The sequence below is a fragment of the Alkalimonas delamerensis genome, assembly GCF_030717955.1.
Lineage (GTDB): Bacteria > Pseudomonadota > Gammaproteobacteria > Enterobacterales > Alteromonadaceae > Alkalimonas > Alkalimonas delamerensis.
On sequence record NZ_JAUZVY010000002.1, the window covers coordinates 150030 to 164124 of the forward strand.

Annotated in this window: 14 protein-coding genes; 7 read left to right on the forward strand and 7 right to left on the reverse strand. The window is 55.6% G+C overall.

What is annotated here, in order from left to right; genetic code table 11:
* Window positions 1–110: 110 nt before the first annotated feature.
* The gene (locus Q3O59_RS05195; RefSeq protein WP_305944564.1) at window positions 111–1310 is read right to left on the reverse strand and encodes an NnrS family protein; all 1200 of its coding nucleotides are present in this window, start codon (window positions 1308–1310) and stop codon (window positions 111–113) included.
* Window positions 1297–2580: an MFS transporter gene (locus tag Q3O59_RS05200; RefSeq protein WP_305944565.1), complete on the reverse strand. Its 1284-nt coding sequence runs from the start codon at window positions 2578–2580 to the stop codon at window positions 1297–1299. Before Q3O59_RS05200 ends, Q3O59_RS05195 begins: the two co-directional genes overlap by 14 nt.
* 319 nt (window positions 2581–2899) lie before the next feature.
* On the opposite strand from Q3O59_RS05200, the gene Q3O59_RS05205 reads away from it, so the two are divergent.
* The 3 genes from Q3O59_RS05205 to Q3O59_RS05215 all read left to right on the forward strand — a co-directional run bounded on the left by Q3O59_RS05205 (window position 2900) and on the right by Q3O59_RS05215 (window position 6987).
* Window positions 2900–4381, forward strand: a complete 1482-nt coding sequence (locus Q3O59_RS05205; protein WP_305944566.1) for a NarK family nitrate/nitrite MFS transporter — start codon at window positions 2900–2902, stop codon at window positions 4379–4381.
* Window positions 4382–4392: 11 nt separating this feature from the next.
* Complete coding sequence (locus Q3O59_RS05210; RefSeq protein ID WP_305944567.1) at window positions 4393–6123, forward strand: bifunctional protein-serine/threonine kinase/phosphatase; 1731 nt, start codon at window positions 4393–4395, stop codon at window positions 6121–6123.
* 69 nt (window positions 6124–6192) lie between these two features.
* Window positions 6193–6987 carry a transporter substrate-binding domain-containing protein gene (locus Q3O59_RS05215; RefSeq protein ID WP_305944568.1) on the forward strand — a complete coding sequence of 265 codons (795 nt, stop codon included), beginning with the start codon at window positions 6193–6195 and terminating at the stop codon, window positions 6985–6987.
* On the opposite strand, the gene mog is transcribed toward Q3O59_RS05215, so the two are convergent.
* The 3 genes from mog to ubiU all read right to left on the reverse strand — a co-directional run bounded on the left by mog (window position 6984) and on the right by ubiU (window position 9512).
* Window positions 6984–7514 carry a molybdopterin adenylyltransferase gene (mog, locus tag Q3O59_RS05220; protein WP_305944569.1) on the reverse strand — a complete coding sequence of 177 codons (531 nt, stop codon included), beginning with the start codon at window positions 7512–7514 and terminating at the stop codon, window positions 6984–6986. The genes Q3O59_RS05215 and mog overlap by 4 nt on opposite strands.
* A gap of 76 nt (window positions 7515–7590) precedes the next feature.
* Window positions 7591–8463 carry a U32 family peptidase gene (locus Q3O59_RS05225; RefSeq protein WP_305944570.1) on the reverse strand — a complete coding sequence of 291 codons (873 nt, stop codon included), beginning with the start codon at window positions 8461–8463 and terminating at the stop codon, window positions 7591–7593.
* Between the two features lie 56 nt (window positions 8464–8519).
* On the reverse strand, window positions 8520–9512 hold the full coding sequence (gene ubiU / locus Q3O59_RS05230) for a ubiquinone anaerobic biosynthesis protein UbiU (protein ID WP_305944571.1): 993 nt from the start codon (window positions 9510–9512) through the stop codon (window positions 8520–8522).
* 138 nt (window positions 9513–9650) lie between these two features.
* Here ubiU and ubiT point away from each other — a divergent pair, with 138 nt between their 5' ends.
* Window positions 9651–10166 carry a ubiquinone anaerobic biosynthesis accessory factor UbiT gene (gene ubiT, locus Q3O59_RS05235; RefSeq protein ID WP_305944572.1) on the forward strand — a complete coding sequence of 172 codons (516 nt, stop codon included), beginning with the start codon at window positions 9651–9653 and terminating at the stop codon, window positions 10164–10166.
* Here the strand turns inward: ubiT and Q3O59_RS05240 are convergent.
* Both Q3O59_RS05240 and Q3O59_RS05245 read right to left on the reverse strand, forming a co-directional pair.
* On the reverse strand, window positions 10163–10483 hold the full coding sequence (locus Q3O59_RS05240) for a hypothetical protein (protein WP_305944573.1): 321 nt from the start codon (window positions 10481–10483) through the stop codon (window positions 10163–10165). The two genes, ubiT and Q3O59_RS05240, sit on opposite strands and share 4 nt — an antisense overlap.
* A 202-nt stretch (window positions 10484–10685) precedes the next feature.
* Entirely contained in the window at window positions 10686–10937 is a 252-nt protein-coding gene (locus Q3O59_RS05245; RefSeq protein WP_305944574.1) for a DUF3297 family protein, read from the reverse strand.
* A 186-nt stretch (window positions 10938–11123) separates the two neighbouring features.
* Between Q3O59_RS05245 and Q3O59_RS05250 the strand changes: the two genes are divergently transcribed.
* From Q3O59_RS05250 to Q3O59_RS05260, 3 genes are read left to right on the forward strand one after another with little or no spacing between them, the layout of a single operon-like run.
* Complete coding sequence (locus Q3O59_RS05250) at window positions 11124–12806, forward strand: carbon starvation CstA family protein (protein WP_305944575.1); 1683 nt, start codon at window positions 11124–11126, stop codon at window positions 12804–12806.
* A complete protein-coding gene (locus Q3O59_RS05255) occupies window positions 12803–13075 on the forward strand; it encodes a cory-CC-star protein (protein WP_305944576.1) in 273 nt (90 codons plus the stop codon). The genes Q3O59_RS05250 and Q3O59_RS05255 overlap by 4 nt, the downstream gene beginning before the upstream one ends.
* On the forward strand, window positions 13066–14073 hold the full coding sequence (locus Q3O59_RS05260) for an ArsA family ATPase (protein WP_305944577.1): 1008 nt from the start codon (window positions 13066–13068) through the stop codon (window positions 14071–14073). Before Q3O59_RS05255 ends, Q3O59_RS05260 begins: the two co-directional genes overlap by 10 nt.
* Window positions 14074–14095 lie beyond the last annotated feature (22 nt).

Genomic DNA, 14095 nt, shown 5'->3' on the forward strand with positions numbered 1-14095 from the left:
CATTTTTTTAGTCGGAAACTTCAGTGTAGGCAGCCACAGCAGCAACAGTTTGATGTGCATCAAAGATGCGAAGCCCTTACCCCATCAGAGGTAAGGGCTCCGTGGTGTACTTACCCCGGCCGGCCATCGGCTCTTGGCGTAGTGAGTACTGGCCAGTACACCAGGCAGTAACAGCCAAACGCCAGCACCCAGCCGCCAATGGCCAGTTGGTACCAATACAGCGCAAAACCCGGCAGCCACTGGGTCAGTACCCGCAGCATAACGGCAGCAATCAGCAGCACAAAAGCCGCCGCCATCACCGGCTTGGGTTGCAGCATACGGCCGGTATGGCCCAGCGAGACCCGCGCCATCATCGCCAGGATCATCACCCCCATGGCACCCGCGGTCAGCGCATGAATGGCGGTGCTTTGGCTGACTGCCAGACCAGCGGCTTTGGCAGCGAACAGCGCCAGCCCAACAGGAATAAAGTAACAGGCGATATGCAGCGACCAGAGCAAGGGCACCCGAAAGGTCAGCCAGATTTTGACCCGCAGCAGTCGCCACAAGCAGAGCAAAGAGGCCGTTGCATACAGCAGCGCCATCAGGTTGGCCGGTAGCCAGCTGACCAGCAGCACAAAGTGCAGCGCAAATATCAGCCAGAGTGCGCCAAGGGCGGCGTTATCCAGCCAGGGTTTGGCTTCGATGCGCGGTGTTTGGGTGCCATTGGCGGTAAACATCGGCAGCACCCGGCCAGAGACGATGGCCATCACCAGGGTAATCAACCAGATGGTATTGAGCATGCCGTGTTGGCTGTACAGCGGCTGCTCCAAAATGACCCCTGCGTGCATCAGCGCATTGCAGGCGGTCAGTAGCAGCAGTACCGGCACAAAAAACAGATTACGGCTTTGGCCGGCTTTCAGCAGGATGCGGCCAAACAGCAGCGCCGCCAGAGGTAAAAAAGCCAGATCAACCGCCGCCACCACAACGCCGGGCAGTGAACCACCCAACAGCATCAGGGCCCTGGCGGCCAGCCATACCAGGGTAAGCCAGAGCAGGGGACCGCCATGGGTAGCACGCAGGCCGGTCCAGTTTTGTACCGCGGTCAGCAAAAAGCCGACAATAATAGCGGCGACAAAACCAAACAGCATTTCGTGCTGGTGCCAGAACAGCAAGTCGCCATAAGGCTGCAGGGCAATCAGGCCGCTGAGCGCCAGCCCCCACAGCAGCATGGCCAGCAAGCTGAACAGGGCACCGAATAAAAACAGTGGCCGAAAGGCCTGGCGCAGCAGGGGCTTTAACGCTTCTTCCTGTTGTACATCAGTGATTTGCATCGTCGTTGTCCTCAAAAAAGTTACTGGCCAGGGCCGCCTGCAGTTGCTTTTGCACTTGCTCGCTGCGAATGGCAAAAAACATCATGGTCATGCACAGTGCCAATACGGCGTACAGCACCATAAAGCTGGCACTGGCAATGCCAAGCGCATCCTGAGCGGCACCAAAGGCAATCGGCAGGGTGCAGCCACCCAAAGCGCCAATGGTGGCGATGATGCCACCAACTGAGCCCATCTGCTGCGGGTAATGGTCGTGGGTAATTTTCAGCACACTGGCGCGGCCAAAGCCCTGGGCCACGCCGATGACAAAAATCAGCGCGGTAAAAAGCCAGAGATTGATTTCAATGGTCAGCTCGACATCACGTTCCAGCCCATGAATGGTCATGGTGGTGGGCGGGTAGCTCAAGAAGAACAGACAGACCAAGCAGACCCAGAACACGCTCCAGTTGACGGCGCGGCCACCGTAGCGATCGGCAAACCAGCCGCCCAGTGCCCGGGCCATGCTGGAGGTGGTGACAAAAAACAGCGTAAAAGCCATCGCCTGCTGCAGATCGAGCTGGTAGGCCTGCATGTAGTACTGCGGTAGCCAGAGGATCAGCGCCAAAAAACTGCCAAACACAAAATAATAATAGAGGCCAAACCGCCAGACCTGGGAGTGACGCAGCGGCTTGAGCTGTTCACGCCAGGGGGGCTGATAGCTTTGCACATAAGCTGGCAGTTTTGGCGCCAGGCCAGCAAACAGCAATAGCATAAACAGCAAGCCAGCGGCATAGGCCGGCCCGGTCCAACTCCAGCCCTGCCATTGCACCAACAAGGGCAGCAAAATCAGCGAAATAGCAGCACCGGCATTGCCAGCACCAAAAATGCCCAGCGCCAGGCCCTGCTGCTCGCGGCTAAACCAGTCGGTGACATAGCGAATGCCAAAGGTAAAAGACACGCCACTGACGCCAATCCAGAGCCCAAGCCAGAAAAAGCCCTGAAAACTGCCAATCAACGGCAGCAGCAACAGCGCCGGTATCGTCAGCGCCATTTGCCACAGCCACAGGCTGCGGGCGCTTTGGTACTCCGACAGAATACCCAGCGGAAAACGCAACAAAGCGCCGGACAAGATGGGAGCCGACAGCAAAATACCCAGCTCGGTCCCGGTTAAGTCCAGCTTGTCCTGAAAATCGATGGCCAGTACCGCATACAGGGTCCAGACCGAGAAATTGGCAGCAAAGGCCAGGGTCGCCATGGTCAGGGCGCGCCAGGCATGGGGCAAGGTCGCATTCATAGCATAAGGCTCATCCGGCTGTGGTTCCCGCGTTGGGTGATCCTTGTCATGATACCCAGCTTTTATCCGGCTTGCCCGGCTCCCAGGGAATACCCCGAAGAAGCTTTTATCGATGCGCTGCTTCCTGCGACTACTCCGTTGGGGGTAGGGGGTTCAGTGGTGAGTGGTGCTGGCGCTTGCGTGCCGTTATCACCAAGGGGGTAATCCGGCTTTTCCTTGTAATTTCAATGGTTTTTCCTGTTGATGCAGATCAAGTTATGCTCTGGCAAAGGCGCAGACACTGGCGCCAGGAATTGTCCTTTCACACCTGAGGTGAGTTATGTCTGACACTGGCAGTCTGAATCTGCTGCGATTCAGCGACCCGAAAATTAAAACTTTGCACCTGACCTGGTTTGCGTTCTTTTTAACCTTTGCGGTCTGGTTTGCCCATGCGCCTTTGCTGTCGTCGATCCAGGCCAGTTTAAGCCTGACCGATGCGCAAATTCGCGCTCTGTTGATTTTAAACGTGGCCATCACCATACCGGCGCGAATTGTTGTGGGGATGCTGGTTGATAAATATGGCCCGCGTATTATCTATTCCGGCTTGCTGATTATCTCGGCCTTTTTGTGTATTGGCTTTGCCTTTGCCAACAGCTACACCAGTCTGGCGATTTTCCGCTTCTTGCTGGGGTTTGTCGGTGCTGGTTTTGTCATTGGTATTCGCCTGGTCAGTGAATGGTTTCCGGCCCATCAGGTGGGCACGGCAGAAGGCATTTACGGAGGCTGGGGCAACTTTGGCTCGGCCGCTGCGGCCATGCTGCTGCCCACTATTGCGCTGATGTATGGTGGCGATGATGGCTGGCGCTACGCCATTGCCAGTGTCGGTGTGGTGTGTGGCCTGTACGGCCTGGTGTTTTACAAGTACGCCCGCAATACCCCCAAGGGCTCGATTTACTTCAAGCCAAAGAAAACCGGGGCGATGGAAGTCACCAGCTGGGGCGATCTCTGGTTGTTGATTGCGATGAACATTCCGATGTACCTGGCACTTGGGATCCTGGCTTGGCGCTTGTCGCCGGCTGGTGTGAATCTGTTTGATGAGAGCTGGATGTACATTTTCCTCGGCATTCTGGTGCTGCTCTTTATCTTCCAGACACAGCAAACCTGGCGCATCAATGCCGATCATTTGCGCGAGGGGGTGCCGGAAATGCAGAAGTACTCCTTTAAGCAAGTGGGTATTTTGAATGTGGCTTATTTTGCTACCTTTGGCTCGGAACTGGCGGTGGTGTCGATGCTGCCGCTGTTCTTCTTGCAAACCTTTGAGGGTTTAACACCGGTCACAGCGGGCTTATTGGCATCTGGCTTTGCCTTTATGAATCTGGTATCGCGGCCGATGGGCGGTTGGTTCTCGGATAAATTCGGCCGTCGTCGCAGCATGCTGGTGTTGATTGCCGGTCTGGCGGTGGGGTATTTCCTGATGGGGCTGATCGACAGCTACTGGTGGATCCCGCTGGCGGTGCTGGTGACCATGGCCTGTTCGTTCTTTGTGCAGGCTGGTGAGGGCGCTGTGTTCTCGATGATCCCGCTGATCAAACGCAGCATGACTGGCCAGATCGCCGGTATGGCCGGCGCTTACGGCAATGTTGGGGCTGTGGTCTATTTGACCGTGCTCAGCTTTGTTAGCTACAGTACCTTCTTCTTTGTGATTGCGGCTTCAGCGCTGGTAGGGCTGGTGGCGATTCTGTTCCTGGACAATCCGAAAGGCCATATCACCGAAGTGCTGCCGGATGGTACCGTTCACACCATCGACGTTGGCCATAAATAACGGGGATTGCATTGAGCGCACCGCTGCTGCAACTGACCATCGCCGCCAGCTGTGAGGCTGGCGGCAAAACCGGCAACGAGGATGCTGTGTGCTGGCAGCTGCCGGACGATCCTTACCTGCGTACCTACAAAGGGGCGGTGCTGGCACTGGCCGATGGGGTCAGCAGTGCCGAAGCCGGCCGCGAGGCCAGCCAGGCGGCGGTCACGTCTTTTGTGCAGGATTACCTCAATACCCCCGATACCTGGTCGGTGCGCCAAAGCGCCGAGCAGGTGCTATCCACCATCAACTTGCGGCTGTACCGCCGTAGCCATGCTTTTGCCAATGAGCTGAAAGGCCATTTGTGTACTTTCAGCGCTTTGGTGCTTAAATCGCAGACCGCTTATTTTTTCCATATTGGCGATAGCCGTATCTGGCATTGCCGTGGCAGCCAGCTCAGCCAGCTTAGCACCGATCACAGCACGGTATTGCAGGACAAACGCCAGTTTCTGGCGCGGGCGCTTGGCATGAGCAACCAGTTGCAACTGGATGCTGGCCGCCAGCAGCTGCAGCCAGGGGATTGGTTTGTGCTGAGCAGCGATGGCCTGCACGACTTTGTGACTGAGCAGCAATTGCTGGAGCAACTGCTTAGCGACAGCAGCGCCGAACAAAAAGTGCAGGCCCTGACTGAGCTGGCGCTTCGCCAGGGCTCGGATGACAATATTTCCATTGTGCTGGCCCGGGTGGACGCACTGCCCGACGAGAGCATCGACGATTACAACGAGCGATTAACCCGGCTGCCGTTTCCGCCGGTGCTGGCGCCAGGGATGAAAGTGGATGGCTACCGCATCGAGCGCGAGCTCTATGCCAGTGAGCGCAGCCATTTGTATCTGGTGACCGATACCGACACGGAAAAGAGCCTGATTTTAAAATGCCCGTCGGTCAATTACAGCGACGATCCCAATTACATCGACCGCTTTATCCGCGAGGAGTGGATTGGCAGCCGTATTCAAAGCCCTTATGTGGTCAAAGTGATCCGGCAAAGCCGGCCGCGCAGTTTTTTGTATTATCTGATGGAATACGTGCAAGGCCAGAGCCTGGAGCAGTGGATGGCGCAGCAGCAGTCGGTTAAACCCGGCCGGGCCATCAAGCTGGTGGAGCAAATCGCCAAGGGCTTGCAGGCTTTCCACGACTGTGAGGCCATTCATCAGGATCTGAAACCGGGCAATATCCTGGTCACCGCCGATGATCAGGTCAAAATCGTTGATTTTGGCTCGGTCTTTGTTGCCGGGGTGGCCGAAATTTTTGTGCCGCTGGAGCACGAAGCGGCGCTTGGCACCGCCAGTTATTCCGATCCCTTGTACCTGCAAGGCCACAACTCCGGCATTCAGGGCGATGTCTATTCGCTGGCCACCATCTGCTACGAGCTGTTTACCGGCCAGTTGCCTTATGGCAGTAAAATCGAAGATTGCCGCACCGCCAGCGATTTTGATCGCCTGCGCTACATCCCGGCCCGCGAGCACAACCCGCGCATTCCGCTGTGGTTCGACCGAGCGCTGGAAAAAGGCGTGGCCTTTGACCTGCAGCAGCGTTACACCACCTTGCAAAGCCTGCTGCGTGATTTAAAACAGCCCAACCCGGACTTTCTGCGCGAGGAAGTCAAACGCAACACCCGCACCAGCAGCCTGCTGTTCTGGCAGCTGCTGTCGGGTTTTTGGTTTATTACCTTGCTGCTGGTGATTTGGTTGTTTTTATTGCAGCGCTAAATCTACCCATTAACAGAATTTTCCCCGGGCACTTGTTATACTTAGGTTTTTAGCCGGCCGGCTTTCTCTATGCTGCGTTTTTATTTTACTCTCTGGTGTTTTCTAATCGCTGGCAGCGCCGCTGCCACGCAGTCGGTGCAGTTGACCTTGCCGTCTTCCAGTCATGCGGGTTCGGTGCAAAATCAGTACATTGAAAGTCTGCTGCGTGAGTCCTTTGCCAGCCAGGGGCTGACAGTAGAGATTGGTTACAGCCAGCAGGAAATGAACAGCGCGCGGATTCGCCAGTCGTTGCAAAGCGGCCAGCACATCAACCTGGCCTGGCTGGGCGCACGCCATCAGCAGGATCCGAACCTTATCGCCATTCCCATCGCCTTGTACAACAATGTGCATGGCCATCGTATTTTGCTGATCCAGCAGCAGCGCCAAGACGAATTTAGCCAGATCACCTCTTTGGAGCAGCTGGCCAACTTTGTTGGCTTGCAACACCACAGCTGGTCCGATTATGAAATGATGGTCAACAATGGTTTAACGGTGGAAGGAGAGCTTAGTTACCCGGCCATGTACAAGGCCTTGGACGAGGGGCTGGCCGATTATTTTCCACGCTCTGCGATGACCATAGTGGCAGAGCACCGCCGGCATGCGGCAGAGCATGTGGTGATTGAGCAAAGCCTGGTGCTGCGCTATCCGAATGAGTTTTATTTTTACACCCACAAAGCCGATACCGAGCTGGCCAAACAGCTGGAAACCGGCTTGCGCCACTTGCAGCAAAGCGGCCGTTTTCAGCAACTGTTTGAGCAATTTTATGGCGATAGGCTAAAGGCTCTGGCGCTGGAGCAACGCCGGGTGCTGGAGTTGCACCGCTAGCTTTTTGGCCGAAACGGCTTGATCACATCTTCGTTGCACTCCAAATAGGGCCCTTCCATCAAATCAATGCAGTAGGGCACGGCCGGAAAGACCGCATCCAGGCACTGACGAATGGCTTTGGGTTTGCCGGGCAGGTTGATAATGAGGCAACTGCCGCGCAGGCCGGCGGTCTGGCGCGATAAAATGGCGGTGGGTACGTACTTTAACGATTCCTGGCGCATCAGTTCGCCAAAACCGGGCATCATCCGATCGCACACCGCTTCGGTGGCCTCTGGCGTCACATCCCGTTTGGCCGGGCCGGTGCCGCCGGTGGTGACAATCAAACAGCAGCCTTCGCTCGCCAGATCTTTCAAAGTTTGTTCAATCTGCGGCTGTTCATCTGGGATCAGCCGGTATTCAGCCTGCCAGTCGCTGACCAGATAATCGCTTAAGGTGGCACGAATGGCCTGGCCGGACATATCTTCATAAACCCCGGCACTGGCTCGGTCGCTCACAGTAACTATGCCAATCTTTGCTTGCTGTCCCATCAAATCTCCGAGCTAATCATTCAACATTCAACATTCAACATTCAACACTCAACACTCAACACTCAACACTCAACACTCACCCCACCGCCATCCCAGCCAGCTGCAACCAATAACCATTGCAATCACCACCAGGCAACGGCTGCGGCGCCTCACCATGCAAATTGGCTTTAAATTTAGCCAGCCAGTCAAAAGTGCCTTCATGCTGTGGGCTTAACCGCACAATGTCAACCAGACCCTGCATCTGTGGTAACTGGTTGATCAGGTTGTAACGCTCACCAGACTGGGTTTGAATGCCATTGAGGACAAACACCTGCTTGCCATCCTGGCTGGTGACGGTACGTCCCTCGGGGTACTTGATGCAGCAGAGCTCGCACTGATCCTTGCTACGATTTTCCGAGCGGGCGGTAAAACAGCGGCCCGACCAGGCCAGTGGCAAATGACCAAAAGCCAGCAGCTCGGTCTGAAAACAATCACGGATATCCTGAATGCAGCTTTGGCTGAGCAAATCGCGCAGCCATTGCCCGGATAACTCCACCGGCAGCACCCAGCGTTGCAACCCCATGCCAACCAAACGGCGGAGTGCGTGCTGGTTGTAGCAGGAAATAGCCGGGCCACAGACAAAGGTAATGCCTTGCTCCTGCAGCATCTGAATGGCGCCGACATCGTTGGCCTCCACCAGAAAATCACCGTTTTCACAGTAACGGCGAAGTTCGCGCAGCTCCGACGGGGCCTCCAGCAGCGTCATGGTCGACAGACAAACCTGCTTGCCGGCTTCACGCAGCATATGGGCCAGTTGCAGGTAATCATCCAGTTTCAGCTCACGGCGTTTGCTGCAGACGGTTTCACCCAGATAGACAATATCGATAGCCGAATCCGCCGCCTGGCGGTAAAACTGCTGCACCTGGGCTTTGGGCCAGAAATACTGAATAGGGCCAAGGGAAAACTTCATCAAAGGACTCCTTATTTCCTGAGTCATTACTGCCAATGCTTTTATTTCCTAAGCTTTTATTTCCAGGCCCGGTGATAAGCACCAAGCGTGGTCTGACTGCCTTCGGATAAACCGGCCAGCACCTGTTGCCAGTTGGCCGCGACCTCAAAATGCGCCGGGTCTTGCAGCAGGCTATCAATGGCCTGGCGCCAGACTTTGGTCAGCTGGGCAACATAGGCCGGGCTGCGCTGACGGCCTTCAATCTTCAGCGAGACAATGCCCTCTTTGTACAGCTCGGGCAGCAGGCTCAGGGTATTTAAGCTGGTTGGCTCTTCCAGCACATGGTAACGCTCGCCGGCCACATCGAAGCGGCCTTTGCACAGCGTCGGGTAGCCGGCGGTTTCATCCGGTGCAAAACGATCAATCAGCACGCCGTTTAAACGTGATTCCAGCTGGCCGTCGTGTTCATCCCAGCGCACAAATGCGGCTGGTGAGCAGGCACCGGCGGTATTGGGCGACTCGCCGGTGAAATAAGAGCTCAGATAGCAGCGGCCTTCCGCCATAATGCACAGGCTACCAAAGGCAAAGACCTCCAGATCGATGCTGCAGCTGCGCGCCAGCGCCCGCACCTGCTGCAGCGACAGCACCCGAGGCAGCACCACCCGCGATACGCCGTACTGGCGGTAAAACTCAATGGCGGCGGCATTGGTGGCCGAAGCCTGCACCGACAAATGGCGCTCAACTTTGGGGTAGCGCTCGGCGGCATAGCCCAGCACCGCCATATCGGCCAGAATTAACGCATCGGCACCGGCTTTGACCGCACTGTCTACCGCTTCTTGCCAGCGCTGCCAGCTGTTGGGGTGGGCGAAGGTATTAATAGCGACATGCAATTTGCGGCCATGGCGGTGCACATAGTCGGCAGCTTCTTTTAGTTTCAGCTGATCGAGGTTTAAGCCGGCAAAGTGCCGGGCATTGGTTTCGTCTTTTAAACCCACATAAACCGCATCGGCACCATGCTCGATGGCGGCTTTTAAGGCTGGCACGCTGCCAGCCGGGCAGAGTAACTCCATAACAACTCCTGCGGTTTTGCTGCCGGAACTAACCCAGTGTGGCAGCAAGCAAGGCGCAAAACTTTGATGCAGATTAAACAAAGCCTGCTTGATTTTAGTATCATCAGTGTACCGGAATAACTGCGTGGAAGTGATTGAATGTTAAATAGAAAATGGGTTATCCAACAAGTGGTAGCGCGTGGGCCTTTGTGGGTAGGGCGGGCGCTTCAGTTGCTGCCAAAGCCGGTCAGCAGCTTTGGGCTTAGCCAACATCTGAATTGGTTTTTTCGCCGGGAGCTAACGGCCGGTGAGCTGGATTTTCTTGCTGGCAAAACCGTGAAGGTGGACGTGGCTGATTTAAATTATCGGTTTTACCTGCAGCTGCAACAAGGCCGGCTAACAGTGCTGGCCGATGGTGCTGAGGATGTGCTGTTTCGGGCCAACAGTCAGGATTTATTGCAGTTGATCACCCAGCAAGCTGACCCAGATACGCTGTTTTTTCGCCGTAAGCTGGCCTTGCTTGGCGATACCGAGCTGGCCCTGGCGGTGAAAAACCTGCTTGATACCATTGAGCTCAATGAGCGATTGCCCAAATCACTGGTTAGCTTACTGACGCAATTGGCTGAAGCGGTGCCGTTAATGGATGAGGGGCAGCTAGCAGAGAAAACAGGCTAATTTTCATCCGGGGTGCTGGAGGCCGCTTTCTGCATTTCTTTGAGCTTGCGCTCATGCTCCATCAGCAGCAAGGTCAGGTAGATTTTTGTTGGTAAAGACATGATCAAGCCAACCGCAGATAGGGCCGCCACCAGGATTATGCCTGACACCCCCATGGTTTGAGGTAACTTAACCACCACCCATAAATAATGTCCTAGGATAATTAAAGCGAGGCCAAGAGCCATGACCAATTTCAGCCAAATAATCTGTGGCTGTTTTCGATGGGACGATAATGAGTCGTGGCTGCCATTTAACTCAGGTCTTGATAATAGGGCCATATCATTTTGCCTGTGAAGGACGTTTAATTCACTTTAAAGCATTCCTCCGGCTATACTTTGATCTCAGCCAAGTTTGTATCCGTTCTTTGTCTGCTAAGTTTACTTTTGTCAAGCACTGCGATGACCGAATTATCGGCACTTGGCGTTGTTCAGTTTTTGTTACAGGTGAACCCGAGTTTAGCTCGATGACATGGACATGAACTCAATCCCGGTAAAACGCTTCCACCGTACCTTTGATTTTCATCAGCAACGGCTGACCGCGGCGGTCGACGGCTTTGCCGGCAGCGACTTTCACCCAACCTTCGCTGATGCAGTACTCTTCCACATCAAAACGCTCTTTGCCGTTTACGCGGATGCCAATGTCGTGCTCGAATATTGCTTTCACATAATGCGGGCTGCGTGGGTTAACGGAAAGGCAATCGGGTAATTCCGGGCGTGCTGGGGTATCGGACATGGTTTGGCTCTGCTGCAAATTGAAAGTGCGTTATTGTAGGTAAATCAGCTGTGCTGCTCAAGCATTTCGGCAGAGCAGTTGCATCAGCAATAGCTGAACAATTCGCTCTTGGTCGAATACTTGCCATCTGCTGGCTGCTGTATCATGCTAGCTTGAATCTAAGGCCCCGATAGAAGAGGTGCTGGCATGAATGCCGTCTATTTAATGCTGATGGGGCTTGGCGCTATGGCGCTGGGCTATTTCATTTACTCGAAGTTTATCTGCGAAAAGATCTTTCAGGTCGACCCAAACTTTCGCACTCCGGCGCACGAGCTGCAGGATGGGGTCGATTATGTGCCCACCAACAAATACATTTTATGGGGCCATCACTTTACCTCGGTGGCTGGCGCTGCGCCGATCCTGGGCCCGGCCATAGCGGTGATCTGGGGCTGGGTGCCGGCTTTTCTTTGGGTGGTGTTCGGCACCATTTTCTTTGCCGGCGTGCACGATGCCGGCGCCATCTGGGCCAGCAGCCGCAACAAAGCCCGCTCCATTGGTGCTTTAACCGGCGACATTGTTGGCAACCGTGCCCGCAGCATTTTTATGGTGGTGATTTTCCTGGTGCTGCTGATGGTCAATGCCGTTTTTGCGGTGGTCATTGCCAATCAGTTGATCAACTTCCCCAGTGCCTCCTTGCCGGTGTGGGGCGCCATAGTGGTGGCGCTGATTATTGGCCAGCTGATTTACCGCCGGGTGATTGGCTTGTTGCTGGTCACTGTGATTGGGGTCGTGGCGCTGTACGGCATGATTTATGTCGGGCCTATGCTGCCATTTTCCTTGCCTGAAGCAACCCTGTTTGGCTTGTCCGATCGGCAAAGCTGGATTGTGCTGCTTTTTGTCTACGCTGGCATTGCCTCGCTATTGCCAGTTTGGATGCTGCTGCAGCCGCGGGATTACATCAATGGCATACAGCTTTTTATTGGCCTGGGCTTGTTGTACGGCGCCGTGTTGCTGGCCAGCCCGGAGGTGGTGGCACCGGCCTTTAATACCGAAGTGCCGGCAGGCACGCCATCGCTGATCCCGCTGCTGTTTGTCACCATCGCCTGCGGCGCGATTTCGGGCTTTCATGGTCTGGTCGCCAGTGGTACCACCTCGAAGCAACTGGACAAGGAGCCGGATGTGCGTTTTGTTGGTTACTTCGGTGCTATCGGCGAGGGCTCGCTGGCGCTTGCCGCCATCATTGCGGTCAGTGCCGGCTTTGCCACCCTGGCCGACTGGCAGGCGGTCTACCACAGCTTTGGTCAGGGGGGCGTGACCGCCTTTATTCAGGGCGGTGCCAACATTTTAGAGCAGGGCATAGGGCTGAATGCGGTGATGGCACAGACGCTTCTGACGGTGATGGTGGTGCTGTTTGCCGGTACCACTATGGATACCGGCCTGCGCTTGCAGCGTTACATTTTCCAGGAGTGGGGCAGTATTTACCAACTGGGATGGATGCAAAAAACGCTGCCGGCGACCTTGCTGGCGGTCGGTTGTTGCCTGTTGCTGGCCTTTGGTGCCGGCGGCGATGGCGCCGGTGGCATGCTGATTTGGCCGTTATTCGGCACCACCAATCAATTGCTGGCAGGCTTAACCTTGCTGGTGATCACCGTGATGCTGGTCAAACTGGGGCGGCCTATGTGGTATACGCTGGCGCCGCTGTTGTTTTTGCTCTGCATGACCACGCTGGGACTGTTGATCCAGCTGAAAGCCTTTTACGACCAAGGCGACTGGTTCCTGTTTACGCTGGATATCATCATCCTGGCGGCGGCTATTCTGGTGATTTTGGAGGCCAGTTCTACCTTAACTCGGCAAATCAAAGCCAACAAAGCGGTGGTCAGCAAATCATGAAACTGGATGCCATCAAAGCCTGGTTTCGCCAGGCCAGCTTTTACGCCGAAGAAGCCTACAACGCGCCCTACCGCTCGGCCATTGCCCGGGCGAAGCGCGAGCAAGACGATCTCTTTATGCTGCTGGTGTTCTCGGAGATGATGGGGGTGCCGAATCCGGCCAGTTACTACACCCTTGAGCTGCAACCCTTGTTGCTGGAGCGCTTTCATGACTGGCATCAGCGCATGGGCATGGAGCATTCGCCTCTGGATCAATTCCGATGCTGTTAACAGGCCAGCGCGTTTTGCTGATTGGCGGTAAAGGCGGAGTGGGCAAAACCACCGTCTCCTCGGCCCTGGCTGTGCTGGCCAGTCAACGTGGCCAGAAAGTGTTGCTGGTTTCAACCGATCCGGCGCACAGCCTGGCCGATGCCTTTGGCCGGGCGCCGATAGGCGATAGTATTACCCGGCTGGCGCCCAACCTGGATGGGTTGGAGCTGGATCCGGATCGCGAAGTCGAGCAGCATCTGGCCAAAGTCAGCGCCCAGCTAAAGCGCTTTACCCGCCCTGAGATGTTCGCTGAAGTTGAACGGCAAATGCGCCTAACCCGCCAATCGCCAGGGGCTCAGGAAGCGGCCATGCTGGAGCGGATTGCTAACACCATCGAGCTAGGATTGAGCGACTACGACTTGCTGATTTTTGATACTGCACCCACAGGTCATACGCTGCGACTGCTCAGCCTACCGGAAGCCATGGCCGCCTGGACGCAGGGCTTGCTTCAGGCCAATCAACACTCAAAAAAGCTGAGCGATGTGCTGGATCACCTAACCCCGAAAGCTGGCCGCGATCTGGATAACCCCATAAGCGATCCCAACCAGCACGCCACGTCCGGGATGGATGAACGCAACAAAGCCATTGCCGAGACTTTGCTGGCCCGTCAGCGCTTGCTGCAGCGAACCCGCGAGATCCTATTGAATCATCAGCAAACGGCGCTGTTGTTTGTGCTGACACCAGAAAAACTGCCCATCTTAGAAACCATGCGGGCGGTGACAAGCTTGCAGCAAGAACAGCTGCCACTGGCTGGCCTGGTGGTGAACCGAGTATTGCCTGAAGACGCCGATGGCCATTTTCTGGCGCAGCGGCGTCAAATCGAGCAACAGCATCTGGCGCAGATCAACACCGAATTTGCCATGCTGCCGCGTTACCAACTGCCGTTGCAAGCCACCGATATTCAGGGGCTTGAGGCATTGCAGCGGATGGCGGCTTTATTGAACGAAGCCGGGTTTTAGTCGCACTCTTTCTGGTATACCA

What these genes read in the sequence shown, in the direction of transcription:
- Q3O59_RS05255 (WP_305944576.1), top strand. Translation starts at nt 12,803, where the DNA reads ATGAAACTGGATGCCATCAAAGCCTGGTTTCGCCAGGCCAGCTTTTAC.
- ubiT (WP_305944572.1), top strand. Translation starts at nt 9,651, where the DNA reads ATGTTAAATAGAAAATGGGTTATCCAACAAGTGGTAGCGCGTGGGCCT.
- Q3O59_RS05260 (WP_305944577.1), top strand. Translation starts at nt 13,066, where the DNA reads ATGCTGTTAACAGGCCAGCGCGTTTTGCTGATTGGCGGTAAAGGCGGA.
- Q3O59_RS05245 (WP_305944574.1), bottom strand. Translation starts at nt 10,937, where the DNA reads ATGTCCGATACCCCAGCACGCCCGGAATTACCCGATTGCCTTTCCGTT.
- Q3O59_RS05215 (WP_305944568.1), top strand. Translation starts at nt 6,193, where the DNA reads ATGCTGCGTTTTTATTTTACTCTCTGGTGTTTTCTAATCGCTGGCAGC.
- mog (WP_305944569.1), bottom strand. Translation starts at nt 7,514, where the DNA reads ATGGGACAGCAAGCAAAGATTGGCATAGTTACTGTGAGCGACCGAGCC.
- Q3O59_RS05225 (WP_305944570.1), bottom strand. Translation starts at nt 8,463, where the DNA reads ATGAAGTTTTCCCTTGGCCCTATTCAGTATTTCTGGCCCAAAGCCCAG.
- Q3O59_RS05240 (WP_305944573.1), bottom strand. Translation starts at nt 10,483, where the DNA reads ATGGCCCTATTATCAAGACCTGAGTTAAATGGCAGCCACGACTCATTA.
- Q3O59_RS05200 (WP_305944565.1), bottom strand. Translation starts at nt 2,580, where the DNA reads ATGAATGCGACCTTGCCCCATGCCTGGCGCGCCCTGACCATGGCGACC.
- ubiU (WP_305944571.1), bottom strand. Translation starts at nt 9,512, where the DNA reads ATGGAGTTACTCTGCCCGGCTGGCAGCGTGCCAGCCTTAAAAGCCGCC.
- Q3O59_RS05205 (WP_305944566.1), top strand. Translation starts at nt 2,900, where the DNA reads ATGTCTGACACTGGCAGTCTGAATCTGCTGCGATTCAGCGACCCGAAA.
- Q3O59_RS05250 (WP_305944575.1), top strand. Translation starts at nt 11,124, where the DNA reads ATGAATGCCGTCTATTTAATGCTGATGGGGCTTGGCGCTATGGCGCTG.
- Q3O59_RS05195 (WP_305944564.1), bottom strand. Translation starts at nt 1,310, where the DNA reads ATGCAAATCACTGATGTACAACAGGAAGAAGCGTTAAAGCCCCTGCTG.